Here is a 24,464-nt window from a genome sequence, read left to right as displayed (position 1 = left end):
TGGGGCAAAAGCATTGACGCGTGATCGATGATCTAGCTGCGAGCCGGTAATTTTGGATCAAGAAATGAAAAAGGCCCTGCTCAGCAGGGCCCGTCTCAATATCAAAAAAAGTGGATCAGGGAAGCGTCGTGACCGGTGTGGTGGGCCAGCTCATCCGAATGACACCACCGGACTCGCCGGAGGTGACCTCCACATCGTCCACGAGCCCGCTGATGACGGCGAGGCCCATTTCGTCCTCCGCGCCGTCGTCGAGATCGCCCTCGGGCGCCGAACCGCGCACGCCCGGCACCGCGGCGGCGCCACCACCCGACCCCGGCACCTCGTCGCCGACCTCGATGGAGAACAACTTCTCCTCCTCGGTCAGGACGACAAGGACGGGGGCATCGACGCCGTGCGAACGGTGCAGCCCGACAGCACGGCTGCACGCCTCACCGACGGCGAGTCTGACCTCGTCGAGCACTGCCTCGTCGACCCCGGCCCGGCGCGCCACGGCGGCCGCCACGAGACGGGCCGTCCTGACGTGTTCGGGCTGGGCACTGAAACGGAGTTCAACGGTGGCCATTGGCGATCCCCCTCGAACGTACGGGCGAACATCTCAGGGGCCCCGGGCCACAGTGCCGCCCGGCGCCCCTGTCCTACCTCCGGAGCCGTCGAAGGACGGCCGCCGTCAGTCGGTCGCGTTGACGGCCTCGTCGACCGAGCCGTGGATCGGGAACACCTTGGTGAGCCCCGTGATCCGGAAGATCTTCAAAATGCGCTCCTGGTTGCAGACCAGGCGCAACGAGCCCTCGTGCGCACGCACACGCTTGAGCCCGCCGACGAGCACACCCAGGCCGGTGGAGTCGAGGAAGTCCACGCCCTCCATGTCGACAACCAGGTGGTAGCTGCCGTCGTTCACCAACTCGACCAACTGCTCGCGCAGCTTGGGCGCGGTATACACATCAATCTCGCCACCGACCTCGACGACCGTACGGTCGCCACCAGGGCCGGACACATTGCGAGTCGACAGGGACAGGTCCACGGATCCTCCAGCACCTTGCTATCGAGCGGCCGCCCCCTGAGACTCCCCGGCGGAGCCAGAGAACGGATCGCCAGCCGCGATGGCATTCAATCACTTACCAGCAGCCATGCACGACGCCTTGGGACCATTGTCCGCTACGCCAGTGACACACTCGGTGCCGATGGCCAGGAATCACCGCCCCAGAACACCCGCCGACAGCACGGGTGAACGACCCGACCCCGGCACGGTCCTCGACCGACTCGCCACGGGGGCAGGCCGGGCTGCGCGCATCACTCATACGGAGCACTTGCCCCCGCGCGCGGGCCGTCATGCAGTCTGGCCGCACCTCATCCGCCCGGAAGTGATCAACGCCATCCAGAGCGCCGGCGTGGAGCATCCCTGGGCCCACCAGGCCACCGCCGCCGAGCACGCCCTCAACGGCGAGTCGGTGGTGATCGCCACCGGCACCGCCTCCGGCAAGTCGCTGGCCTACCTGGCGCCCGTCCTCAGCACCCTCCTGGACGGCTCCGAGGCCCCGAACGGCCGCGGCGCGACCGCGCTCTACCTCGCCCCGACCAAGGCCCTGGCGGCCGACCAGCGCCGCTCGGTGAAGGCCCTCGCGGCCCCCTTGGGCAACGCGATCCGGCCCGCCGTATACGACGGCGACACCCCGGTCGAGGAACGCGAGTGGGTGCGCCAGTACGCCAACTACGTCCTCACCAATCCGGACATGCTGCACCTGGGCATCCTGCCCTCCCACCCCAGGTGGTCCTCCTTCCTGCGCTCCCTGCGCTATGTCGTCATCGACGAGTGCCACACCTACCGGGGCGTCTTCGGCTCCCACGTCGCCCAGGTCCTTCGCCGGCTGCGCCGCCTGTGCGCCCGTTACGGCGCCGACCCGGTCTTCCTGCTCGCCTCGGCGACGGCCGCCGAGCCCGCGGTCGCCGCGGGACGCCTGACCGGCCTGCCCGTCGTCGAGGTCGCCGACGACGCCTCCCCGCGCGGCGAACTCGTCTTCGCCCTGTGGGAGCCCCCACTCACCGACCTGCCCGGCGAGAAGGGCGCCCCGGTGCGCCGCACCGCCATCGCCGAGACCGCCGACCTCCTCACCGATCTGGCCGTGCAGGGCGTCCGCACGGTCGCCTTCGTCCGCTCCCGGCGCGGCGCCGAGCTGATCTCGGTCATCGCCCAGGAGCGCCTGTACGAGGTCGACCGGACCCTCGCCCGGCGTGTCGCCGCCTACCGGGGCGGCTACCTGCCCGAAGAACGCCGCGCCCTGGAGCAGGCCCTGCACTCCGGCGAGCTCCTGGGCCTCGCCGCCACCACCGCCCTGGAACTCGGCATCGACGTCTCGGGCCTCGACGCCGTCCTGATCGCGGGCTATCCGGGCACCCGCGCCTCGCTGTGGCAGCAGGCCGGCCGGGCCGGCCGCTCGGGCGAGGGCGCCCTCGCCGTCCTGATCGCCCGCGACGACCCGCTGGACACCTACCTCGTCCACCACCCCGAGGCGCTGTTCCAGCAGCCCGTCGAGTCCACCGTGCTCGACCCGGACAATCCGTACGTCCTGGCCCCCCATCTCTGCGCGGCGGCCGCCGAACTGCCGCTCACCGAGGCCGACCTGGAGCTTTTCGGGCCCGCGAGCCCCGACCTCATGCCGCAACTGGAGCGGGCCGGGCTGCTCCGGCGCCGCAGCAACGGATGGTTCTGGACCCGGCGCGAGCGGGCCGCCGACCTCACCGACATCCGGGGCGGTGGCGGCCGCCCGGTCCAGGTCGTCGAGGCCTCGACGGGACGGCTGCTCGGCACGGTCGACGCGTCCGCCGCCCACACCGCCGTCCACGACGGCGCCGTCCACCTCCACCAGGGCCGTACGTACCTGGTGAAGCACCTGGACCTGGAGGACTCCGCCGCCCTCGTCGAGGAGGCCAGCCCGCCTTATTCGACCGTCGCCAGGGACACCACCTCCATCTCCGTACTGGCCACCGACACCGAGATCCCGTGGGGAGCCGGCCGCCTCTGCTACGGCTCCGTCGAGGTCACCAACCAGGTCGTCTCCTTCCTGCGCCGCAAACTGATCACCGGCGAGGTGCTCGGCGAGACCAAGCTGGACCTGCCGCCCCGCACCCTGCGCACCAAGGCCGTGTGGTGGACGGTCACCGAGGACCAGCTCGACGCCGCCCGCGTCAACCCGGAGATCCTCGGCGGCGCCCTGCACGCCGCCGAACACGCCTCCATCGGGATGCTCCCGCTCTTCGCCACCTGCGACCGCTGGGACATCGGCGGCGTCTCCATCCCGCTGCACCCGGACACCCTGCTGCCGACGGTCTTCGTGTACGACGGGAACCCCGGCGGCGCCGGATTCGCCGAGCGCGCCTTCCACACCGCCGCACGCTGGCTGACCGCGACCCGCGAGGCGATCGCGTCCTGCGAGTGCGAGGCCGGCTGCCCGTCCTGCATCCAGTCACCCAAGTGCGGCAACGGCAACGACCCCCTGCACAAGCGGGGCGCCGTCCGCCTCCTCACGGAACTGCTGCGGGGCGCCCCGTCGGACCCGGGGGCGGCCCCGCCCGGGCCCTGACGCTGGGTGCGTACGGGCCGAACCTCGCCCGCACCCGTACGTCCGCGATCTCTCCGGTCACCGAACAGCGCACCATCCGCGCACCCTGGGCCGCGGCGACCTCGGCGGCCTTGGCACAGGCATCCGTCGCGCCCCACAGGGCCCGGTCGGCCGCCGCGAGGGCGGCCAGATCGGCGGCCCCGCCGGCCCGGTGCCGCGCAGCCACCGCCTGTCCGAGGCACAGCACCGCCGCGAACACCGCGCACATCGTGGCGGCCGTGAGCGCCACCCACACGGTGGCGGAACCCCGATCCACACAACTCGCTTCCCTTATAGACCAGTTCAGCCTCCATCGAGTGGACAGGCACCGGTTCGTGGCGCTTGGCTCCCGCCCCTTCACAGGGCCTCCCCCACCGTGTCCTCGGCCAGGGCCGCCGCTTCCGCGCTCAGCGTCAGGGCCAGGTGGTGCGGGCCCGGGGTGGCGGACTCCACCCGGACCCGCCACAGCTCACCGGTCCGCCGCACCGTGACCGTGGCACCCTTCGGCGCCGCCGACCGGGCAGCCGCCACCGCGACGGTCTCCGGTTCGCTGCGGGCCACCGCACGGGCCCCGGCCCGGGCCGCGTCCACACACCGGATCTCCGCGGAGGCCGCCGTCAGCGCCCAGAGCAGCGCCAGCGCGAACCCCACCAGGGCCGGGATCGCCACCGCCGTCTCGGCCGTCACGAAGCCCCGGTCGCGCCGCCACCGCCCGGAGCGCTCAGAACTGCACATCGAGCGCCTTGGTGATCAGCTGGGTCAGCGCCGTGACGACCCCGCCGCTCGTGACGACCTTGTACAAGATCGCGGCGAAAGCGCATGCGGCAAGCGTGCCCACGGCGTACTCGGACGTCGACATCCCGGCATCACCCCGGATCCGGCGCCGCAGCGCCAGCCGCCAGAGCCGCATCCGTCGCTTCGTGGCATCCGCCGGGTGGTTCATGATCGCAGTCATGGTGTTGAACTCCCTTGATGAGTACGTTCGTTGAGTGGTTCGTGTGCCGCGCGGCACATGGCCCGCGCGTTACGTGGCCCGCGCGCTACGTGGCCCGTGCGTTCCGCGGCGCCCGTGCGTTACGCCGCCCACGCCCTGGTTCACCGCCTCAGCAACCCGCCCGCAAGCCCGATCACCACCGGGGCGACGCCCGCAGCCAGGAAGGCCGGCAGGAAGCAGAGCCCCAGGGGGCCGGTGATCAGTACGCCCGCGCGTCTGGCCCGGGCCGAGGCCTGGCGGGTTCGTTCGGCGCGGCAGCGCTCGGCCACCCGCGCGACCGGGCCCGCCGCCGGAGCCCCGGACGAGGCGGCCCGCTCCAGGCAGCGGGCCAGCTCCGACGCCCCCGGTATCGCCCCCAACCTCCCCCACGCCTCGACCGGGTCGCCGCCCATGCGCAGTTCGGCCGCCACCTTCCCGAGCCGGGCTCCGACGGGCCCCTGGAGGGATGCTCCGACCGCTCCCGCCGCCTCGCGCGGCCCGGCACCGGCCGCCAGGCACGCGGCCAACAGGTCGGCGGCGAGCGGCAGTTCGCGTGCCGCGGCCCGTGACGCCTCGGCGCCCTGCCCCCGGGCCCGCTGTCGGCGCCCCCACGCCCGGGTCCCGTACGCCGCCGCCAGGCCGACGAGTACGCCCGCGACCCCGCCGACCAGGACGTAGCAAGCAACGAGTGCGCCGAGTGGTGCGGCCCAGGGCTTCGCCCGCGCCGTCCACCGTGGATCCCAGCGCCGGCGTGAGGGCGGGGTCATCGCCTCCAGAGCCAGCAGCGCGGCCATTCGGCGCCGCACCCTGCGTTCCTCTCCGCGCCGCGCCACCGCCAGGGCCGCCCACAGGGCGAGGGCGGCCACCCCCACCACCGCCCCCAGCCTGTGGGCAACGTCCGGTCCGAACAGGCTCATCGCCCCTCCCCCGCCCGTACGATCCGGGCCGCCCACCACACCCCGGCGGCCTCCAGGACCCCGGCCACCAGCAGGCATCCGAAGCCGGCCGCGCTGTGCAGCAGCACCCGTAACGGTCCCGCGCCCATCGCCGTACCGAGCACCAGTCCCAGGGCCGGCAGGAGCGCGAGCAGCAGTACCGTGGTGCGCGGGCCCGCCAACTCCGAGCGCAGCGACTCCTGTTGTTCCCGCTCGGCCCGCAGCGCGCCCTCAAGACGCTCCAGCCCGGAGGCGAGCCCGGCGCCGCCGTCCACCGCTACCTGCCAGCACGCGGCGACTCCGGCGAGGCCCTCGGCGCCCGGCTCCTTGGCCGCCTCACGCAGCGCGCCCGGCACATCGCCGCCGAACGTGGCGGCCGCCACCACCGGCGCCGTCGCCGCGCCCAAGGCCGTCGTGTCCCGGGCGGCCAGCGCCAGCGCCCGGCCGGGTTGGCGGCCCGCCCGCAGCTCCCCGGCCACCGCGGCACACCAGGCGATCACCTCGTCGGCGCGCCGCGCCCTGGCCCGCTCACGCTCTCGGGCACGCAGCCGCCGTCCCACCAGCGGCACCGCCAGGGCCCCGGCGACCAGCGGAAGCACCGACCCGCCGAGGACGGCGAGCGCCAGGCCCAGCGGTAGGCACAGCCACTCCACGCGCGGGCGCGATCGACTCCGCACTCGCTCGATCCACCGTCCCAGGGGCGCCGGCCCGAGCCCGGAGCCGTCCCCAGCAGCGCCCCCGCTCGCCGCGCCCGCGAAGATCAGCCGGGCCCTTCGCATCCCCTGGTCCTGGCCCGTCCACATCCACGCCGCGGCCCCCGCGCACATCGCCGCCCAGGCGGGCAGCCCCATCGACAGGGCCGTCACCACGCACCCCCGATCAGTGTCCGCAGCCGCTCCCAGCCCGAGTCGTGCTCGAACCCCGCCTCGCCCCACCGCAGCGCGGGCACCGTCCTGACCAGGCCCGCCGGGTCGCGCTCCAGGACGCGCACCTCGGCGATGCGGCGCTGCCCCGCCCGGTCACGTACGAGGTGGACCACCACCGACAGCGCGGCCGCCAACTGGCTGTGCAGCGCGGCCCGGTCTAGCCCGGCCGCCGTGCCCAGCGCTTCGAGACGGGCCGGCACATCGGCCGCCGAATTCGCGTGAACCGTCCCCGAACCTCCCTCGTGGCCCGTATTCAAAGCGCCCAGCAGGTCGGTCACCTCGGCGCCCCGCACCTCGCCCACGACCAGCCGGTCCGGCCGCATGCGCAGCGCCTGGCGCACCAGGTCCCGCAGGGTCACCAACCCCGCGCCCTCCTGGTTGGCGGGCCGCGATTCGAGGCGCACCACATGGGGATGGTCGGGCCTCAACTCGGCGGAATCCTCGGCCAGGACGATGCGCTCCTCCGCCCCCACGAGGCCGAGCAAGGTGGAGAGAAGCGTGGTCTTGCCGGTGCCGGTGCCGCCGCTGACCAGGAACGAAACCCGCGCTTCAATCAACGCCCGCAGCAGCCGTTCACCCCCGGGCGGCACCGTTTTGGCCGCGGTGAGTTCGGCCAGGGTGAACGCCCTGGGACGCACCACCCGCAACGAGAGGCAGGCCGAGCCGACGGCGACCGGGTCCAGGACGGCATGCATCCGGGTGCCGTCCGGCAGCCGGGCATCCACCCAGGGCCGGGCGTCGTCCAGCCTGCGTCCCGCCACCGCGGCCAGGCGCTGGGCCAGCCGGCGCACCGCCGCCGCGTCGGCGAAGCGGACGCCGGTCAGTTCGAGCCCGCCGCCCCGGTCCACCCACACCCGGTCGGGTGCGGAGACCAGGACGTCCGTCACCTCGGGGTCGGCGAGCAGGGGTTCCAGCGGGCCCGTCCCCACCAGCTCGCACCTCAACTCCTCGGCCCCACCCAGCACTTCGGCATCGCCGAGCAGCCTGCCCTGGGCGCGCAGGGCGGCGGCGACCCTGGCCGGGGTGGGTTCGGCCCCGCTCTCGGCCAGGCGTTGCCGTACGGCGTCGAGCAAGGGCGGTCCGGCTCCCCGCGCGAGATCGCCGTGCGCCCGTGCCCCGTCGTCGACCGGCACCGTCATACCCGGATAGCGCGCATTCCGCGTCCCCCTCATGACAGCGCTCCCCCGGTGAGGCCGCCGGCCAGCGCCTGGTCCCAGAAGGCCGTACAGAATTTGGCCAAGGGTCCACGGGGCGCGCTGCCCGGCGGCGCGCCTGCCTCCTGGGCTTCCAACAACCCGGGCTCCACCGGCAGTTCGCCGGCCAGCGGCAGCCCCAGGGCGTCGGCCACCCACTGTTCGTCGAGACCGGACGCGTACGGGCCGCGCACCACGGCGCGCAGATCGCGCAGCACCATCCCGACCGAGGCGGCGACCCGGTTGGCCGCGGCGACCGCGCGCAGTTCGGCCGGGACCACCAGCAGTCCCAGGTCCAGCTGGGCGAGTGCCTCGACCACCGAGTCGTCGACGCGGCGCGGCAGGTCCACGACGACCACCCCGCCGCGCCTGCGGGCGGCAGCGAGCACGGCGCGCATCGCTTCGCCCGGGATCACCACCGAGTCCCCGCGATCCCAGCTCAACACCCTCAACTGGTGCAGCCGCGGCAGGGATTCCTCCAGGGCGCCCCCGGCGACCCGCCCTCGCGAGGCGGCGAAATCCGGCCATCGTCGCCCGTCGGCCTGTTCGCCGCCGAGCAGCACATCGAGGCCGCCGCCGAGCGGGTCGCCGTCGATGAGCAGGGTGCGCCGGCCCGCTCGGGCGGCGGTCACCGCGAGGGCGCAGGCCAGTGTCGAGGCGCCGGCCCCGCCCCGTCCGCCGACCACTCCGACCGTCAGGGCGGGCCGCCCCACGCCTTCGGCCGCGTCCGCGATCCGGTCGACGAGCCACGGCTCGGCGTCGGGCAGCCGCAGCACATGGTCCGCGCCGAGCTCCACAGCCCTCTGCCAGACCCCGGGGTCGTCCTGGTCCCGGCCCACCAGGAGCACCCCGCGCCTGCGGGCGGCTCCGAGCAGCCGGGGCGCCGCGTCGTCGCCCACCAGGATCAGCGGCGCGTTCTCCCAGCCTCCCCGGCGTTCGGGCACCCCGTGGCAGACCTCGGGTTCGGTGCCCGCGGCGGCGCACAGCCGCAGCAGATCGTCGAGCAGTTCCTCGTCCTCGGTCACGATCAGCGGTCCGCCGCGACGCCCTTCCGCGCCCGGCGATCGATCGGAAGCCATGACTCCGTCCACGTTTTCCGTCCCCTCTCTGCGATTCCCGTGTCCGCGTTCTTCGCGAACTGGAATCACCGTGGAGGCAGACCTGAAATGATGTGGATCTTGGTCGAAATCTGTGGACAACGGCCGCGTTGTGGATATCTCGTTCGCCTATACCGGTGACTTCCGGAGCGCAGCGCAACCATTACGCACAGTGACGAGCCCGAGGCGTGAGACAGCCCTGCGCGCGAGGGCGGGAGAAGGGGACAGCGATCGGAACCGAGGGCCGAAAACGCGTCCGGACATGCGACGACCCCCGCCGGGGGGGAGAGCGGGGGTCGTCCCCACGGTACGACTCGGGGGGGAGGAGTCGGACCGGGTTAGCACGGTCGCGAACGATCCGTGACTTCCATGGTGTACCCGAGAGCCTTCTCAGGCAAACCCACGCGCCTGAGCTTACGCCGAATGGTGGGCGCCTATGCTCGGACTTGTGGAAAACCACTCGTTGCCGCGTACCGCCGCCTTCTTCGACTTGGACAAGACAGTCATTGCCAAGTCGTCGACGCTGACCTTCAGCAAGTCCTTCTATCAAGGAGGACTGATCAACCGCCGCGCCGTACTGCGCACTGCGTACGCGCAGTTCGTATTCCTCGCGGGCGGTGCGGACCACGACCAGATGGAGGGGATGCGCGAGTATCTGTCCGCTCTGTGCAAGGGCTGGAACGTCCAGCAGGTCAAGGAGATCGTCGCCGAGACGCTGCATGATCTGATCGACCCGATCATCTACGACGAGGCCGCCTCCCTCATCGAGGAGCACCACGCCGCCGGCCGTGACGTGGTCATCGTGTCGACCTCCGGCGCCGAGGTCGTCGAGCCGATCGGCGAACTGCTGGGCGCGGACCGGGTGGTGGCCACCAGAATGGTGGTCGGCGACGACGGCTGCTTCACGGGGGACGTGGAGTACTACGCCTATGGGCCGACGAAGGCCGAGGCCGTCAAGGACCTGGCCGCCTCCGAGGGATACGACCTGGCGCGCTGCTACGCCTACAGCGATTCGGCGACCGACGTCCCGATGCTGGAGTCGGTCGGCCACCCCTACGCCGTCAATCCGGACCGGGCCCTGCGCCGCGAAGCGACCGCCAGACAATGGCCGATTCTCGTCTTCAACAAGCCGGTGAGCCTCAAGCAACGGTTGCCCGCGATCAAGATGCCGCCCCGGTCGGCACTGGTGGCAGCGGCGGCGGTCGGCGCGGCCGCCGCGACCGCCGGCATCGTCTGGTACGCGAGCCGTCGGCGGGATGCCGCCTCTGCGTGAGAGGGGCGCCAAACCCGTTCGACGTGCGCGTCTGGAGAAACAGGCGAAAACAGACGCCCGTTTCCTCCCTGTTTGAAGCTAAAAGTAAAGAACTGTGGTCAGGGGTTTCGCTTCTCGCCGTTCGGGAGTAGAAAGGACTCAACGGCCCGCGAGACCTGGGACATCCGAGAGGATCACCTTCTACGCAATAAAGGCCCCACGGACCGAGCATGAACATCGAGCACCCACGCGACGTCGACCCGTCGATTACGGGCCAGCCGCACCAGGTGAACGGGCAGAGAATCCCGGCCTGATGGGCACCATTCGAGGACGCTTGGTAACCCGGTGGACATGCCAGCGGCGGTATCGGACATCGATACCGCCGCAACCCTTTTCTCCCGAAGTCCCCGAGCCGCGCGCTCAGCCCGTCGAGCCGCGCGCCCGTGTCCGGCGCCTACGCGGCGCCGCGCTGAAGCGCCTCGCACACCGCCGTCGATTCGCGCACACCGAGCTCGACGGCCTTGCCGCAGTGGGTGATCCAGGCCGCCATGCCCTGCGGAGTCCCCGAGACATAGCCGTCGAGGGCCGCCGCGTACGCCGCCCGCCCGAGTTCCGCGTGGCCGACCTCGGAGGGGCAGATCGCCTTGGGATCGAGACCGCTGCCGATCAGCACGATCCGCTCCGCGGTCCGCGCGACGATCCCGTTGTACGAGGTGAAGGGGCGCAGTGCGAGCAGTTCCCCGTGCACGATGGCGGCGGTCACCAGGGCGGGCGCCGAACTGCCCGCGATGATCAACTGGGAGAGCCCTTCGAGGCGGCCCGCGACCTCGTCCGCGTCGGGCAGCGGAACCTCGATGAGGGGCTCGTCCACGGCTTCGCCGATCCCCCGCGGCCGGCCGACCGCGTCATCGGCGTCCGCCGCGGCGACCAGGTGCAGTCGGGCGAGCACCCGCAGGGGCGACTGCCGCCAGATGGACAGGAGTTGACCGGCTTCCGCGGTCAGCCGCAGGGCCGCGCCGACCGTACGCGCCTCGCTCTCACTGCCGAAGTCGGTACGCCGCCGCACCTCTTCGAGGGCCCAGTCCGCGCCGGACAAGGCCGCGCTGCCACGCGCCCCGCGCAGCGCCGCCTCCGAGGTGATCTCGTTGCTGCGGCGCCGCATCACACGGTGCCCGTAGACCCGGTCCACGGCCTTGCGCACGGAGTCCACGGCATCCGGGACGCCCGGCAGCCCGCCCAGGGCGACAAGAGGGTCAGCGGCGTTCGTACTCATAAGTAGCGAGGCTACGCGTCCGCAAGCCACACCCCACCTTAGAGTGGTCTTCTTCACTCGGTTCGCACACTTACAGCCACCGGGCGATTACCGTTGGTGAACATGAAGATCGCTTTCGTGGGGAAGGGCGGCAGCGGCAAGACCACGCTGTCCTCGCTCTTCATCCGTCACCTCACCGCCAACGAGGCCGCCGTCGTCGCGGTCGACGCCGACATCAACCAGCACCTCGGAGCCGCCCTCGGGCTCGACGAGGAGGAGGCCGCCGCACTGCCCGCGATGGGTGCGCACCTTCCGCTCATCAAGGAGTACCTGCGCGGCACCAACCCCCGGATCGCCTCCACCGAAACCATGATCAAGACGACCCCGCCGGGCCGTGGTTCGCGGCTCCTGCGGGTGCGCGAGGCGAACCCGGTGTACGAGGCGTGCGCGCGCCGGGTGATGCTCGACGACGGGGACATCCGGCTGATGGCGACCGGCCCGTTCACCGACTCCGACCTCGGGGTGGCCTGCTACCACTCGAAGGTCGGCGCGGTCGAACTGTGCCTGAACCACCTGGTGGACGGCGTGGACGAGTACGTCGTCGTCGACATGACGGCGGGCTCCGACTCGTTCGCCTCCGGGATGTTCACGCGCTTCGACATGACGTTCCTCGTGGCCGAACCCACCCGCAAGGGCGTCTCGGTCTACCGCCAGTACAAGGAGTACGCCCGGGACTACGGGGTCGCGCTCAAGGTCGTCGGCAACAAGGTCCAGGGCCAGGACGACCTGGACTTCCTGCGTGCCGAGGTCGGCGACGACCTCCTGGTCACGGTGGGCCACTCCGACTGGGTGCGCGCCATGGAGAAGGGCAGCCCGCCCCGCTTCGAACTCCTGGAGGCCGACAACCGCCTGGCCCTCCAGGCATTGCAGAACGCGGCGGACGATTCGTACGAGGACCGGGATTGGGAGCGCTACACGCGGCAGATGGTGCACTTCCATCTGAAGAACGCGGAGAGCTGGGGCAATGCGAAGACCGGGGCCGACCTGGCGGCGCAGGTCGACCCGGGCTTCGTACTGAGCGAGCGGCTGCTCGACGAGGTCAGTGAGCCGCAGCCTGCCTGACGGCCGGCTCCGCGGGCTTCAGCGGAGCGACGGGCTTCGCCGGAGCCGCGGGCCGGGCGGCCTCCAGGGCCGCCCAGCCGCCCTTCGGCGCCTCGCCCACCTTGAGCGTGTGGAACTTGGCGAGCACGGCCGGGTCCTGGGCGTCGAGCCAGTCGGCGAGTTGGCGGAACGAGACGCAGTGGACGTCGCGCTTCACACAGACCGTCCTGATCGTCTCCTCGACTGCGCGCATATAGGCGCCGCCGTTCCAGGACTCGAAGTGGTTGCCGACGATCAACGGGGCCCGGTTGCCGTCGTAGGAGCGGTCGAAGGCCTGGAGGAGGCCGTCGCGCATCTGGTTGCCCCAGTACTCGTGCTGATCGGCGTCACCGGTCATCGCGTTGGACTGGTTCATGTAGAAGTTGTAGTCCATGGACAGGGTCTCGAAGCCCCGGCCCGGTACGGGCACCAGTTGCATCGACAGGTCCCAGACGCCGTTGTCGTTCTTCTTCGGCCACACCTGGTCGTTGACGGCGCTGGTGTCGTACCGGAAGCCCAGCTGACCCGCGGCCGCGACGAAGTTCTTGCGCCCCTCCAGGCACGGCGTGCGGCCGCCGATGAGTTCCTTGTCGTAGTCGAACGGAAGCGGCGCCTCCGCCTTCAGGCCCGAGTTCGTCTTCCAGTTCTTCACGAAGGACTTGGCCTGAGCGATCTCGCTCTTCCACTCGTCCACCGACCAGGTGCCGACGCCGCCGTCGGGCCCGCAGTAATGGCCGTTGAAGTGGGTGCCGATCTCGTTGCCCTCCTTCCAGGCGGCGCGCATCTGCGTGACGGTGTCCTTGATTCCCTTGAGGTCGTTGAAGCCGATGTCCGACGTGCCCGCGGAGTGCTTGGGCGCGGTGTAGAGCTTCGCCTTCGCCTCCGGGAGCATGTACACGCCGCTCAGGAAGTACGTCATGGTCGCGTTGGACTCCTTGGCGACCTCACGGAAGTGCGAGAAGAGCTTCTGGCTGTCCTCGCCCGCGCCGTCCCAGGAGAACACCACGAACTGGGGCGGACGCTCGCCCGGTTTCAGCTTCTGGGCCTTGAGCAGGTGCGGCTGGAGTCCGGTGTACGCGGTCGAGCCGTCCCCGATGAGATGCGGGGCGATGTCGGGGACGGCGCCCTTCTTGCCCACGGGGCCGGGCTGTCTGTCCGGGGCGGGGCCGGACGAGCAGCCCGCGGCTCCCACGGCCAGGACCGCGGCGATGACACCGACAGCGATCTTCTTGGTGGCGTGCGTGGCGGCGATCATCCGCCCACCTCTTCCTTGCGGTTAGTCCGTTGAATGCCGTCACGGCGCCGCAAAAGTCGCACGGGGACGGAAGGACACCGGCACGACAAGCCGAACTAAAAGCTGCCTATTCACCCCTGAGAGTGAATCGTTGCCCTATTTGCACCAAATGAGAAGTACGTCGCTTTACTCTGCATTACGATTCGTTTACCGAGAGTTGAGAATCCCGCCGCTGCACTGCCGTGACCCACGGCCGCGACCCCTCGTTCCGCGACCGCGCTGCCCCGGAGGAGACGGGAACCATGCCTGCTTGCGTACCCACTCGCGCCCAGCCACCAGCTCGCCCGCCCCGCGCACGGCGATCCCACCGGCCCCCTTCCGGGGACGGCTCCGGGCGCCGCCGCTTCCAGATCAAGGGCGCCGATCTGTCGGCGTCCATCACCGTCTTCCTGCTCGCCGTTCCGATGTCACTCGGCCTCGCCGTCGCCATCGACGCCCCCCTGGAAGCCAGCCTCATCGCCGCCGGCGTCGGCGGCATCGTCGCCGGGCTGCTCGGCGGCTCGGCCCTGCTGGTCAGCGGCCCCTCGGCCGGACTGACCGTGGTGTCCGCGGAGATGATCCAGAACTACGGATGGCGCACCACCTGCGCCATCACCGTCTGCGCGGGTCTGCTCCAAGTCGCCCTCGGCTCCCTGAAGACGGCGCGCTCCGCCCTCGCGGTCAGCCCCGCGATCGTGCACGGCACCCTCGCCGGCATCGGAGCCGCCATCGCGCTGGCCCAGCTCCATATCGTCCTCGGCGGCTCCCCGCAGAGCTCGGCCGTCGCCAACGCCCTTGCGCTGCCCGGCCAGTTGGCGCACGTCGGCCCCGCAGCCCCACTCATCGGAGCGCTGACGCTGGCCGTGCTTCTGCTGTGGCCACGCCTGCCCGGACGCATCGGGAAGGCACTGCGCCGCATCCCCGCCGCGCTGGCCTGTGTGGTGCTGGCCACCGGCGTCGCCGCGTTCGCCGCCCCAGGGATCGCGCGGGTCGACCTGCCCTCCTGGGGCGCGCATGTGCTGCCCGAGATGCCGCACGGCCCGGTGCTCGGGCTCGTCACCGCGGTGCTCACCGTGACGCTGGTCGCCAGCCTGGAGTCGCTGCTCTCCGCGGTCGCCGTCGACCGGCTCGCGGCGGAACGGCCGGGCAGCACCGTCCCGCGCGCCGACCTCGACCGCGAGCTGCGCGGCCAGGGCATCGCCAACGCCGTCTCCGGGCTGCTCGGCGGCATGCCCGTCTCCGGCGGCGCGGTGCGCGGCAGCGCCAACGTCCGGGCCGGCGCGACCGGCCGGGCCTCGACGGTGCTGCACGGGATCTGGGTGCTGCTCGCGGCCGGGCTGCTCGTCACCGTCCTGGAGTGGATCCCGCTGGCCGCGCTGGCCGCGCTGGTGATGATGGTCGGTATCCAGATGGTCAACTTCGCGCACATCCGCAACGTCCACGAACACCGTGAATTCCTGGTTTATGTCGCGGCCGTCGGCGGAGTGCTGGTGTTCGGGGTGCTTCAAGGCGTCGCCCTGGGGATCGCGGTCGCCGTGGCCGTCGCGCTCCACCGGCTCGCCCGCACCCGGATCACCACCCAGGAGGAGGCCGACGGCACCCATCTGGTGCGTGCACGCGGCCAGTTGACGTTTCTCGCCGTGCCCCGGCTGACCCGGGCGCTCAGCCATGTTCCCCAAGGAGCGGACACGATCGTGGAGTTGGACGGATCATTCATGGACCACGCCGCCTTCGAGGCGCTGAAGGGCTGGCAGAGCACACACCAGGCGCGCGGCGGCACGGTACGGATCACCGGGCGCGCCGGAGGCAGGATCGCCGAGCCCGCCTCCCCCGCCCAGAGCTGCTGCCGCCCCTGGACACCGTGGCGCAACCACCACTGCCACGACCAGCCCCCGCAGCGCACCCACGGCCATCAACTGGCCGACGGTCTCAGCTCGTTCCAGCGCAACACCGCGCCCCTGGTACGGGAAGAACTGGCCCGGCTCGCCCGCGAGGGCCAGCGTCCGCAGCAGCTCTTCATCACCTGCGCGGACTCCCGCCTGGTCACCAGCATGATCACCTCCAGCGGCCCGGGCGACCTGTTCACCGTGCGCAACATCGGCAACCTGGTGCCGCCCCCCGGCGCGGAGGTCGCCGACGACTCGGTGGCGGCGGCCATCGAGTACGCCGTGGACATCCTCCAGGTGCAGTCGATCACCGTCTGCGGGCACTCCGGTTGCGGGGCGATGCAGGCGCTGCTCAACGCCAAGCCCGGAGCGCCGATGACGCCGCTGCGCCGCTGGCTGCGCCACGGCGCCCCGAGCATCGAGCGCATGGCCAGCCGGCGGCACGCCTGGGCCCGCATCGCCGGACGGCTGCCCGCCGACGCGGTGGAACAGCTCTGTCTGACCAATGTCGTCCAGCAGTTGGAGCATCTGCGCCGCCACGAATCGGTGGCTCGTGCGCTGGCGGCCGGCACCCTGGCGCTGCACGGCATGTACTTCCACGTCGGTGAGGCACAGGCCTATCTGCTGGCCGAGGACGACCACGAGGAGGTCTTCGAGGGCGTCGGCGTCAACCTCTTGGAGGACACGCACGCCTGAACCCGGCCCGCCTCCCCCGCACGCCGACGGCCTCTTCCACCCTGGGAGAGGCCGTCGGCGTGCCCTGCCGGTGGCCAGGGACCCCTACAGGTCTAAACCAATTTCCTGGAGCCTCTTGTCACCCGGGCCCAGGGCTGATGAGCTATGGCCCGGGACACATACGCACAGAAGACGCCCTGGGAAAGGGAGATGTCGTGAGCAACGAGAGCCTGGCCAACCTGCTCAAGGAGGAACGGCGGTTCGCACCGCCCTCCGAGCTGGCCGCGCATGCCAACGTGACCGCGGAGGCGTACGAGCGGGCCGAGGCGGACAGGCTGGGCTTCTGGGCCGAGCAGGCCCGGCGCCTGACCTGGGCCACCGAGCCGACCGAGACCCTTGACTGGTCGAACCCGCCCTTCGCGAAGTGGTTCGCCGACGGCAAGCTGAACGTCGCGTACAACTGCGTCGACCGCCACGTCGAGGCCGGGAACGGCGACCGGGTCGCCATCCACTTCGAGGGCGAGCCCGGCGACAGCCGCTCGCTGACCTATGCCGAGCTCAAGGACGAGGTGTCAAGGGCCGCCAACGCCCTGACGGAGCTGGGTGTCCAGGCCGGTGACCGCGTCGCGGTGTATCTGCCGATGATCCCGGAGGCGGCCGTCGCGATGCTCGCCTGCGCCCGGATCGGCGCCGCGCACTCCGTGGTCTTCGGCGGGTTCTCGGCCGACGCCGTCGCCTCCCGCATCCAGGACGCCGACGCCAAGCTCGTCATCACCGCCGACGGCGGCTACCGGCGCGGCAAGCCGTCCGCCCTGAAGCCCGCCATCGACGAGGCGGTCGCCAAGTGCCCCCAGGTCGAGCATGTGCTGGTGGTCCGCCGCACCGGCCAGGACACCGCGTTCACCGAGGGCCGCGATGTGTGGTGGGACGATATTGTCGGCCGCCAGTCGGTGGAGCACACGCCCACCGCCTTCGACGCCGAGCACCCGCTGTTCATCCTGTACACGTCGGGCACCACGGGTAAGCCCAAGGGCATCCTGCACACCTCCGGGGGCTACCTCACCCAGGCGGCGTACACCCACCACGCGGTGTTCGACCTGAAGCCGGAGAGCGACGTCTACTGGTGCACCGCCGACATCGGCTGGGTCACCGGGCACTCGTACATCGTCTACGGGCCGCTCGCCAACGGCGCGACCCAGGTCATGTACGAGGGCACCCCGGACACCCCGCACCAGGGGCGGTTCTGGGAGATCGTGCAGAAGTACGGCGTGAGCATCCTCTACACCGCGCCGACCGCGATCCGTACGTTCATGAAGTGGGGCGACGACATCCCCGCCAAGTTCGACCTGAGCAGTCTGCGGGTCCTGGGCTCGGTCGGTGAGCCGATCAACCCCGAGGCGTGGATGTGGTACCGCAAGCACATTGGCGCCGACAAGTGCCCCATCGTGGACACCTGGTGGCAGACCGAGACGGGCGCGATGATGATCTCGCCGCTGCCCGGTGTCACCGAGACCAAGCCGGGCTCCGCCCAGCGCGCACTGCCCGGCATCGCCGCGACCGTGGTCGACGACGAGGCCCACGAGGTGGCGAACGGCGGGGGCGGCTATCTCGTCCTGACCGAGCCGTGGCCCTCCATGCTGCGCACCATCTGGGGCGACGACCAGCGCTTCATCGACACCTACTGGTCCCGTTTCGAGGGCCGCTACTTCGCGGGTGACGGCGCCAAGAAGGACGACGACGGCGACATCTGGCTGCTCGGCCGGGTCGACGACGTCATGCTCGTCTCGGGCCACAACATCTCGACGACGGAGGTCGAGTCGGCGCTCGTCTCGCACCCCTCGGTCGCCGAGGCGGCCGTGGTCGGCGCCGCCGACGAGACGACCGGACAGGCCATCGTGGCCTTCGTGATCCTGCGCGGCAGCGCCGCCGAGACGGAGACCCTGGTCGAGGAGTTGCGGGCGCACGTCGGCTCGGCGCTCGGCCCGATCGCCAAGCCCAAGCGTGTCCTGCCGGTCGCGGAGCTCCCCAAGACCCGCTCGGGCAAGATCATGCGCCGGCTCCTTCGGGACGTCGCCGAGAACCGTGAGCTGGGTGACGTCACGACGCTGACCGACTCCTCGGTGATGGCGCTGATCCAGACCCAGCTGCCGAGCGCCTCCAGCGAGGACTGAGCGACGACGTAGGCATCCGACGAAGGGCCCGGCCGGGAACGCGGCCGGGCCCTTCGCATGCGCGGGCGGCCTTCGTGTGCGCGGCCGGGCCCTTCGCGCGCGGGTCGGCCCTTTCGCGCGCCTCATGCCGGGTATGCCCCTAAAGTGATGATCACCGGATCAACCCCGCCGCCTGCACCGCTCCGTAAAGTTAGGTAAAGTAAGGAAAGCGTCAATGACGCGACAAGAAGGTCAGGTGCGCCGGGAAGTCTGGTCGGCAACGAGCTCAGTCATGCCCGCCGAACCGACCGGAGGTCGCCCCCGTGGCCACGCCCACCCCCAGCAAACCCACGTTCCTGCGGCGTCTCTCGCTCCCCGAGCGCACCTATCTGGCCCAGGCCCTGCGCACCGAGACCGTGGGCGGCGTGCTGTTGCTCGTCGCCGCGATCGCCGCCCTCGTCTGGGCGAACACCCTGGGCGCCGGCTATGAGTCGGTGCGCGGCTTCCACCTGGGAATCAGCGCGCTGGGCCTCGACCTGTCGATCCAGCACTGGGCGGCCGACGGACTGCTCGCCGTCTTCTTCTTCGTCGCCGGCATCGAGCTCAAACGTGAACTCGTCGCCGGAGAGCTGCGCGATCCGAAGGCCGCCGCACTGCCGGTGATCGCGGCCCTGTGCGGCATGGCCGTGCCCGCGCTCGTCTACGCACTGGTCAACACTTTCGGCGGCGGATCCCTTGACGGCTGGGCCGTACCGACCGCTACGGACATCGCGTTCGCCCTGGCCGTGCTCGCGGTCATCGGCACCTCGCTGCCCTCCGCCCTGCGCGCCTTCCTGCTGACCCTGGCCGTGGTCGACGACCTCTTCGCCATCCTGATCATCGCGGTCTTCTTCACCAGCGACCTCGACTTCGTCGCCCTCGGCGGAGCCGCCGTCGGCCTCGTCATCTTCTGGCTGCTGCTCAGGAAGGGCGTACGGGGCTGGTACATCTACCTCCCCCTCGCGCTTGTCAACTGGGGGCTGATGTACAACAGCGGCGTCCACGCCACCATCGCGGGCGTCGCGATGGGCCTGATGCTCCGCTGCCACCGCACCGAGGGCGAGGACCACTCCCCCGGCGAGCACATCGAGCACCTGGTGCGGCCGATCTCGGCCGGGCTCGCGGTGCCTCTGTTCGCCCTGTTCTCGGCCGGCGTCGGCATCAGCGGCGCCACCCTGGCTGATGTCTTCACCCGGCCCGAGACGCTGGGCGTGGTCCTCGGCCTCGTCGTCGGCAAGGCCATCGGCATCTTCGGCGGCACCTGGCTCGCCGCCCGCTTCACCAAGGCCGAACTCAACGACGACCTCGCCTGGCCCGACGTCTTCGCCGTCGCCTCGCTCGCCGGCATCGGCTTCACCGTCTCGCTGCTCATCGGCGAGCTCGCCTTCGACGGACAGGACCGGCTGACCGACGAGGTCAAGGCGGCCGTGCTCGTCGGCTCCCTGACCGCCGCGGTCCTGGCCTCCGTCCTGCTCAAGATGCGGGTACGCAAGTACAAGGCGCTCGTCGAGGACGAGGAGCGCGACGACGACCAGGACGGCATCCCCGACATGTACGAGCTGGACAAGCCGGAATACCACCTGCGCATGGCCGCGATCTACGAGAACAAGGCCGCCGAACACCGCAGGCTGGCGCAACTGGCGGGGGCGGGGCGCGACGACGGCGACAGTCCGGCATGATCTGACAACGGACCTGTTGCACTTGTTCGACCCGTCGGAATCCGAGAAGAGATGAGGGAGTCAGCGATGAGCGACCCCAGCCACAACGCCGGCAGCGCCGAGCGCAGCCTCGGCCAGCTGGTTGCCTCCGCGACCGCCGAGATGTCCGCCCTGGTGCACGACGAGATCGCGCTGGCCAAGGCCGAGCTGCGCCAGGACGTCAAGCGCGGGGCGATCGGTGGCATCGCCATCAGTACGGCGGGTGTGCTCGCGCTGTTCTCGCTGCCGGTGCTGAGCTTCGCCGCCGCGTACGGCATCCACAACCTGGGGCTCGGGCTCGCCTGGTCGTTCCTCATCGTCGGCGGCGCGTTCCTGCTGCTCGCGGCGGTGCTCGGGGTGCTCGCCATCAGCAAGTTCAAGAAGGTCAAGCCGCCGGAGAAGTCGATCGCCTCGGCCAAGGCGACGGCGGCGACCTTGCAGGGCGTCAAGCCCCACCCGCGTCCGGCCACCGTCGAGGTGACGGTCACGGACACCGGCGCCACTGTGGCACGCTCGTCTGCATGACCGCACCCGAGCCCGGTACCGGAAGCCCTGGCGGCACCGGAAGCCCCGTCCGTATCGATGGTCCCTGGACCCATAGGGACGTCGCGGCCAATGGTGCGCGCTTCCATATCGCCGAACTCGGCGACGGGCCACTGGTGTTGCTGCTCCATGGCTTCCCGCAGTTCTGGTGGACCTGGCGCCATCAGCTGACCGCGCTCGCCGACGCCGGGTTCCGCGCGGTCGCGATGGACCTGCGGGGCGTGGGCGGCAGCGACCGCACCCCGCGCGGCTACGACCCGGCCAACCTCGCGCTCGACATCACCGGCGTCGTACGGTCCCTGGGCGAGCCCGACGCGGCGCTCGTCGGACACGACCTGGGCGGCTACCTGGCGTGGACGGCGGCGGTGATGCGCCCCAAGGTGGTGCGCCGGCTCGTCGTGTCGTCGATGCCGCACCCGCGCCGCTGGCGCTCGGCGATGCTCGGCGACCTCAAGCAGACCTCGGCCGGGTCCTACGTCTGGGGCTTCCAGCGCCCGTGGCTGCCGGAGCGTCAACTGGCGGCGGACGACGGGGCGTTGGTCGGGCGTCTCGTCCGCGAGTGGTCGGGTCCGCGCCAGCCCGAGGACGAGGCCGTGGAGACCTATCGGCGCGCCATGTGCATCCCGTCCACGGCGCACTGCTCGATCGAGCCGTACCGGTGGATGGTGCGGTCGATGGCGCGGCCCGACGGCATCCAGTTCAACCGCAGGATGAAGCGGCCGGTGCAGGTTCCGACGCTCCATCTGCACGGCTCGCTCGACCCGGTGATGCGGACCCGCAGCGCGGCCGGCTCGGGCCAGTACGTCGAAGCCCCTTACCGCTGGCGGCTGTTCGACGGTCTGGGGCACTTCCCGCACGAGGAGGACCCCACCGCCTTCTCGGCGGAACTGGTCAACTGGCTGAAGGATCCGGAACCGGATCGCTGAGTTTCGGTGGCCTCGGGGGAACTACTGTCCTACGAACGGCCAAATGCCCGGCGCATAGGCCAATTGGCCCCCTCCGGAGCGGTTACCGACCATGGGCCCCGGGCAAACGTCGGGGTATGGGCTGGACGCACGACTACGGTGACGCAGCACGCAACCGCCGAACGGCCGCAGGGCCGGTCTCGTACGAGAGGGGCGGCCCTCAGGGGCAGGGGCTGCAACACCCCTCCCCACATCCCCAGGAGGTGGGCATTCCGCACATCCTGCGGCGCCGGGCCCGCTGGGTCTCGGCCCGGCTGCGGCACGCGCGTACCTAGTCGGCCCTGAGGTAGCCGAGGCCGGGGTGGGCACCCCGGTAGCCGTCCAGAAGCCTGCGGGCGACATGGACGGAGTCGACCAGCGGATGCAAGGCGAACGCCTTCACCGCCGCTCGCGCCGAACCGCTCTCGGCCGCCTCCAGGACACACCGCTCGACCGCCTTCACCGTGCTGACCAGGCCCGCCTCATGGCCCGTCAGCTGCGAGACGGGCAGCGGGCGGGGGCCGGCCGCGTCGATGCGGCAGGGGATCTCGATGACGGCCTTCTCGTCGAGCGCGCGCAGGGACGTTCCGTTGCGCACGTTCAGGACGAGCGTGGCCGGCTCGTCCCGCGCGATCGCCCGCATCAGGGCGAGCGCCACGTTCTCGTACCCGCCGGACTCCATGTCGTCGGCGTGGCGCTCGCCGCCGCCCGACGCCTTGCGGTTCGCCGACATGTACGTGGCCTCGCGCTCGGCCCGGGTGCGGTCCCAGGCCGCCCACACCGATGCCTCGGGCACGGAGTCCGTCGAGGCGTAGAAACCCGCCTGCTGTTCCCTGAGGAAGGCGCCGCGGGTCTTCTCGGCCCGCTGGTAGGCGGCCACCGCCTCGCGGTTGAAGTAGTAGTAGTGCAGATACTCGTTCGGTACGGAGCCCAGCGTGCGCAGCCAGTCGGCGCCGAACAGCTTGCCCTCCTCGAAGGAGGTCAGCAGCGCGTCGTCCTCGAACAGGCGGGGCAGGACGTTCTCCTCGCCGTCGTACATGCCGTGCAGCCAGCCCAGATGGTTGAGGCCCGCGTAGTCCAGACGCACCGCGGCGGGGTCGACGCCGATCGCGCGGGCGACCCGGCGGGCCAGCCCCACCGGCGAGTCGCAGATGCCCACCACGTGGTCACCCAGGTGCTCGGCCATCGCCTCGGTGACCAGGCCCGCCGGATTGGTGAAGTTGATGACCCAGGCGTCCGGGGCGAGCACCTTCACCCGGCGGGCGATCTCGACGGCCACCGGCACGGTGCGCAGCCCATAGGCGATGCCGCCCGCGCCGACCGTCTCCTGCCCCAGGACGCCCTCGTCGAGCGCGATCCGTTCGTCGGCGGCCCGCCCCTCCAGGCCGCCCACCCGTATGGCCGAGAACACGAAGTCCGCGCCGCGCAACGCCTCGTCGAGGTCGGTGGTGGTGCGCACCCGGGGCGCGTCGTCGATCCCGTACGCCCGCTCGGCGAGGACCCGGCCGATGGCGTGCAGCCGGGCCGCGTCCACGTCGTACAGGACCACCTCGGTGACCCGCCCGGGCGCGCGGTCGCGCAGCAGGGCGCCGTACACGAGCGGGACGCGGAAGCCGCCGCCGCCGAGGATCGTCAGTCGCATCGGAGCCTTCTCGTCAAGGGGTCGGTCAAGAGGGCGGTCAAGGGGTCATAGGGCGCACTGCTGGCTGTCGACCTGCTGACCGGCCGTACGGCCCTGCTGAATGTCGGCCTGGATCTCGTCGGCGGTCAGCGCGTACCCCGTGTCCGGGTCGTCCAGCGACTTCGCGAAGACCACTCCGTACACCTTGCCCTCAGGAGTCAGCAGCGGGCCGCCCGAATTGCCGGGCCGGACCGTCGTGTACAGCGAATAGACGTCTCGGCGGACCGTACCGCGGTGGTAGATGTCCGGGCCCTTGGCGCTGATCCGGCCGCGGATGCGGGCCGCGCGGACGTCGTAGGGGTGGTCCTCCGGGAAGCCCGCGACGATCGCGCCGTTGCCGGTGCGGGCGTCGGTGGAGCTGAACTGGAGCGGGGGCGCCTTCAGGTCCGGCACGTCCAGGACCGCGATGTCGCGACGCCAGTCGTACAGCACGACCTTCGCGTCGTACGTACGCCCCTGACCACCTATCTGGATGGTCGGCTCGTCCACGCCGCCCACCACATGGGCGTTGGTCATCACCCGGCGGTCGGCGAAGACGAACCCGGTGCCTTCCAGGCGCTTCCCGCAACTCGGGGCCATGCCGACGACCTTGACGATGGACTTCTTGGCGGCGGTCGCGACCGGACTGCCGGCGAGCTTGGGATCGGGCGCCTGGACCTCGTTGATCGACTCGTTCGAGAACGGCGTGAAGACCTGCGGGAAGCCGTTCTGCGCGAGGACCGAGGAGAAGTCGCTGAACCACGTCTCCGCCTGGGGGGGCATCACGTCCGAGACGCCGAGCAGGATCTTGGAGTTGCGGACCTGCTTGCCCAGCGTCGGCAGTGCGGCCCCGGCCAGCAGCAGGCCGATCAGCCACGCCACGAGCAGCATGGCGACGACATTCACCAGGGCGCCGCCCGTGGCGTCCAGGGCCCGCGCGGGCGACCAGGTGATGTACCGGCGCAGCTTGTTGCCCAGGTGGGTGGTGAAGGCCTGGCCCACGGAGGCGCAGACGATCACGACGACGACCGCGACGATGGCCGCTGTCGTCGAGACCTGGGACTCATTGGTCACCTGGTCCCAGATCAGCGGGAGCAGATACACGGCGATGAGGCCACCGCCGAGGAACCCGATCACCGACAGGATGCCGACGACGAAGCCCTGGCGGTAGCCGACGATCGCGAACCACACGGCGGCGACCAGCAACAGGATGTCCAGCACGTTCACGGGCCC

22 protein-coding genes are annotated in these 24,464 nt (G+C 71.1%); 9 read left to right on the top strand and 13 right to left on the bottom strand.

What is annotated here, in order from left to right; translation table 11 throughout:
• Positions 1–115 precede the first annotated feature (115 nt).
• Complete coding sequence (locus DWB77_RS20955) at positions 116–562, bottom strand: ATP-binding protein (protein WP_120722702.1); 447 nt, start codon at positions 560–562, stop codon at positions 116–118.
• 105 nt (positions 563–667) lie between these two features.
• On the bottom strand, positions 668–1,021 hold the full coding sequence (locus tag DWB77_RS20950; protein WP_053728100.1) for an STAS domain-containing protein: 354 nt from the start codon (positions 1,019–1,021) through the stop codon (positions 668–670).
• 79 nt (positions 1,022–1,100) lie between these two features.
• Between DWB77_RS20950 and DWB77_RS20945 the strand changes: the two genes are divergently transcribed.
• The gene (locus DWB77_RS20945; RefSeq protein WP_120722701.1) at positions 1,101–3,578 is read left to right on the top strand and encodes a DEAD/DEAH box helicase; all 2,478 of its coding nucleotides are present in this window, start codon (positions 1,101–1,103) and stop codon (positions 3,576–3,578) included.
• Here DWB77_RS20945 and DWB77_RS20940 read toward each other — a convergent pair.
• The 7 genes from DWB77_RS20940 to ssd all read right to left on the bottom strand — a co-directional run bounded on the left by DWB77_RS20940 (position 3,520) and on the right by ssd (position 8,702).
• Positions 3,520–3,873 (bottom strand): Rv3654c family TadE-like protein, encoded by a 354-nt coding sequence (locus DWB77_RS20940; RefSeq protein ID WP_342777983.1) that lies wholly within the window; start codon positions 3,871–3,873, stop codon positions 3,520–3,522. The two genes, DWB77_RS20945 and DWB77_RS20940, sit on opposite strands and share 59 nt — an antisense overlap.
• 80 nt (positions 3,874–3,953) lie before the next feature.
• Positions 3,954–4,331 carry a TadE family type IV pilus minor pilin gene (locus tag DWB77_RS20935; RefSeq protein ID WP_120722700.1) on the bottom strand — a complete coding sequence of 126 codons (378 nt, stop codon included), beginning with the start codon at positions 4,329–4,331 and terminating at the stop codon, positions 3,954–3,956.
• Positions 4,318–4,551 carry a DUF4244 domain-containing protein gene (locus DWB77_RS20930; protein ID WP_428985134.1) on the bottom strand — a complete coding sequence of 78 codons (234 nt, stop codon included), beginning with the start codon at positions 4,549–4,551 and terminating at the stop codon, positions 4,318–4,320. Before DWB77_RS20930 ends, DWB77_RS20935 begins: the two co-directional genes overlap by 14 nt.
• A gap of 140 nt (positions 4,552–4,691) precedes the next feature.
• Positions 4,692–5,486, bottom strand: coding sequence for a type II secretion system F family protein (locus DWB77_RS20925; RefSeq protein WP_120728050.1), 795 nt, complete (start codon positions 5,484–5,486; stop codon positions 4,692–4,694).
• Positions 5,483–6,355: a type II secretion system F family protein gene (locus DWB77_RS20920; protein WP_120728048.1), complete on the bottom strand. Its 873-nt coding sequence runs from the start codon at positions 6,353–6,355 to the stop codon at positions 5,483–5,485. The genes DWB77_RS20925 and DWB77_RS20920 overlap by 4 nt, the downstream gene beginning before the upstream one ends.
• An 11-nt stretch (positions 6,356–6,366) precedes the next feature.
• Positions 6,367–7,569 (bottom strand): TadA family conjugal transfer-associated ATPase, encoded by a 1,203-nt coding sequence (locus DWB77_RS20915; protein ID WP_120722699.1) that lies wholly within the window; start codon positions 7,567–7,569, stop codon positions 6,367–6,369.
• A 29-nt stretch (positions 7,570–7,598) separates the two neighbouring features.
• A complete protein-coding gene (ssd, locus tag DWB77_RS20910) occupies positions 7,599–8,702 on the bottom strand; it encodes a septum site-determining protein Ssd (protein ID WP_120722698.1) in 1,104 nt (367 codons plus the stop codon).
• 454 nt (positions 8,703–9,156) lie between these two features.
• Between ssd and DWB77_RS20905 the strand changes: the two genes are divergently transcribed.
• The gene (locus DWB77_RS20905) at positions 9,157–9,993 is read left to right on the top strand and encodes an HAD family hydrolase (protein ID WP_120722697.1); all 837 of its coding nucleotides are present in this window, start codon (positions 9,157–9,159) and stop codon (positions 9,991–9,993) included.
• A 433-nt stretch (positions 9,994–10,426) separates the two neighbouring features.
• Here DWB77_RS20905 and DWB77_RS20895 read toward each other — a convergent pair whose 3' ends face one another.
• The gene (locus tag DWB77_RS20895) at positions 10,427–11,245 is read right to left on the bottom strand and encodes an oxidoreductase (protein WP_120722695.1); all 819 of its coding nucleotides are present in this window, start codon (positions 11,243–11,245) and stop codon (positions 10,427–10,429) included.
• A 102-nt stretch (positions 11,246–11,347) separates the two neighbouring features.
• On the opposite strand from DWB77_RS20895, the gene DWB77_RS20890 reads away from it, so the two are divergent.
• Positions 11,348–12,346 carry an ATP-binding protein gene (locus DWB77_RS20890; protein ID WP_120722694.1) on the top strand — a complete coding sequence of 333 codons (999 nt, stop codon included), beginning with the start codon at positions 11,348–11,350 and terminating at the stop codon, positions 12,344–12,346.
• Here the strand turns inward: DWB77_RS20890 and DWB77_RS20885 are convergent.
• The gene (locus DWB77_RS20885) at positions 12,324–13,619 is read right to left on the bottom strand and encodes a hypothetical protein (protein ID WP_120722693.1); all 1,296 of its coding nucleotides are present in this window, start codon (positions 13,617–13,619) and stop codon (positions 12,324–12,326) included. The genes DWB77_RS20890 and DWB77_RS20885 overlap by 23 nt on opposite strands.
• Before the next feature lie 281 nt (positions 13,620–13,900).
• Between DWB77_RS20885 and DWB77_RS20880 the strand changes: the two genes are divergently transcribed.
• From DWB77_RS20880 to DWB77_RS38965, 6 genes are all read left to right on the top strand, one after another.
• On the top strand, positions 13,901–16,219 hold the full coding sequence (locus tag DWB77_RS20880) for a SulP family inorganic anion transporter (protein ID WP_120722692.1): 2,319 nt from the start codon (positions 13,901–13,903) through the stop codon (positions 16,217–16,219).
• 137 nt (positions 16,220–16,356) lie between these two features.
• A complete protein-coding gene (gene acs / locus DWB77_RS20875) occupies positions 16,357–18,369 on the top strand; it encodes an acetate--CoA ligase (protein WP_174248592.1) in 2,013 nt (670 codons plus the stop codon).
• A gap of 302 nt (positions 18,370–18,671) precedes the next feature.
• A complete protein-coding gene (gene nhaA / locus DWB77_RS20870; RefSeq protein ID WP_120722690.1) occupies positions 18,672–20,066 on the top strand; it encodes a Na+/H+ antiporter NhaA in 1,395 nt (464 codons plus the stop codon).
• Between the two features lie 66 nt (positions 20,067–20,132).
• A complete protein-coding gene (locus tag DWB77_RS20865) occupies positions 20,133–20,609 on the top strand; it encodes a phage holin family protein (RefSeq protein WP_120722689.1) in 477 nt (158 codons plus the stop codon).
• A complete protein-coding gene (locus DWB77_RS20860) occupies positions 20,606–21,553 on the top strand; it encodes an alpha/beta fold hydrolase (RefSeq protein ID WP_120722688.1) in 948 nt (315 codons plus the stop codon). The genes DWB77_RS20865 and DWB77_RS20860 overlap by 4 nt, the downstream gene beginning before the upstream one ends.
• Before the next feature lie 116 nt (positions 21,554–21,669).
• Positions 21,670–21,867: a hypothetical protein gene (locus DWB77_RS38965; RefSeq protein ID WP_120722687.1), complete on the top strand. Its 198-nt coding sequence runs from the start codon at positions 21,670–21,672 to the stop codon at positions 21,865–21,867.
• Here DWB77_RS38965 and DWB77_RS20850 read toward each other — a convergent pair.
• Together DWB77_RS20850 and DWB77_RS20845 are read right to left on the bottom strand one after the other, a co-directional pair.
• On the bottom strand, positions 21,864–23,213 hold the full coding sequence (locus DWB77_RS20850) for a 6-phospho-beta-glucosidase (RefSeq protein WP_120722686.1): 1,350 nt from the start codon (positions 23,211–23,213) through the stop codon (positions 21,864–21,866). The two genes, DWB77_RS38965 and DWB77_RS20850, sit on opposite strands and share 4 nt — an antisense overlap.
• Before the next feature lie 45 nt (positions 23,214–23,258).
• Complete coding sequence (locus DWB77_RS20845) at positions 23,259–24,458, bottom strand: MarP family serine protease (RefSeq protein ID WP_120722685.1); 1,200 nt, start codon at positions 24,456–24,458, stop codon at positions 23,259–23,261.
• Positions 24,459–24,464 lie beyond the last annotated feature (6 nt).

It is taken from the genome of Streptomyces hundungensis, from assembly GCF_003627815.1.
In the GTDB taxonomy this organism is placed as follows: domain Bacteria; phylum Actinomycetota; class Actinomycetes; order Streptomycetales; family Streptomycetaceae; genus Streptomyces; species Streptomyces hundungensis_A.
Note: the sequence above shows the minus strand (reverse complement) of the source record. Positions and strands in the feature narration are given on the sequence as shown.

Bases quoted from the DNA above. Each gene is read 5' to 3' on its own strand.
- DWB77_RS20955 (WP_120722702.1), bottom strand. From the start codon at position 562: ATGGCCACCGTTGAACTCCGTTTCAGTGCCCAGCCCGAACACGTCAGG.
- acs (WP_174248592.1), top strand. From the start codon at position 16,357: ATGAGCTATGGCCCGGGACACATACGCACAGAAGACGCCCTGGGAAAG.
- DWB77_RS20885 (WP_120722693.1), bottom strand. From the start codon at position 13,619: ATGATCGCCGCCACGCACGCCACCAAGAAGATCGCTGTCGGTGTCATC.
- DWB77_RS20935 (WP_120722700.1), bottom strand. From the start codon at position 4,331: ATGTGCAGTTCTGAGCGCTCCGGGCGGTGGCGGCGCGACCGGGGCTTC.
- DWB77_RS20880 (WP_120722692.1), top strand. From the start codon at position 13,901: ATGCCTGCTTGCGTACCCACTCGCGCCCAGCCACCAGCTCGCCCGCCC.
- DWB77_RS20905 (WP_120722697.1), top strand. From the start codon at position 9,157: ATGCTCGGACTTGTGGAAAACCACTCGTTGCCGCGTACCGCCGCCTTC.
- DWB77_RS20865 (WP_120722689.1), top strand. From the start codon at position 20,133: ATGAGCGACCCCAGCCACAACGCCGGCAGCGCCGAGCGCAGCCTCGGC.
- DWB77_RS20850 (WP_120722686.1), bottom strand. From the start codon at position 23,213: ATGCGACTGACGATCCTCGGCGGCGGCGGCTTCCGCGTCCCGCTCGTG.
- DWB77_RS20890 (WP_120722694.1), top strand. From the start codon at position 11,348: ATGAAGATCGCTTTCGTGGGGAAGGGCGGCAGCGGCAAGACCACGCTG.
- DWB77_RS20915 (WP_120722699.1), bottom strand. From the start codon at position 7,569: ATGACGGTGCCGGTCGACGACGGGGCACGGGCGCACGGCGATCTCGCG.
- DWB77_RS20930 (WP_428985134.1), bottom strand. From the start codon at position 4,551: ATGACTGCGATCATGAACCACCCGGCGGATGCCACGAAGCGACGGATG.
- ssd (WP_120722698.1), bottom strand. From the start codon at position 8,702: ATGGCTTCCGATCGATCGCCGGGCGCGGAAGGGCGTCGCGGCGGACCG.
- DWB77_RS20920 (WP_120728048.1), bottom strand. From the start codon at position 6,355: ATGGGGCTGCCCGCCTGGGCGGCGATGTGCGCGGGGGCCGCGGCGTGG.
- DWB77_RS38965 (WP_120722687.1), top strand. From the start codon at position 21,670: ATGGGCTGGACGCACGACTACGGTGACGCAGCACGCAACCGCCGAACG.
- DWB77_RS20945 (WP_120722701.1), top strand. From the start codon at position 1,101: ATGGCATTCAATCACTTACCAGCAGCCATGCACGACGCCTTGGGACCA.
- DWB77_RS20860 (WP_120722688.1), top strand. From the start codon at position 20,606: ATGACCGCACCCGAGCCCGGTACCGGAAGCCCTGGCGGCACCGGAAGC.
- DWB77_RS20895 (WP_120722695.1), bottom strand. From the start codon at position 11,245: ATGAGTACGAACGCCGCTGACCCTCTTGTCGCCCTGGGCGGGCTGCCG.
- DWB77_RS20925 (WP_120728050.1), bottom strand. From the start codon at position 5,486: ATGAGCCTGTTCGGACCGGACGTTGCCCACAGGCTGGGGGCGGTGGTG.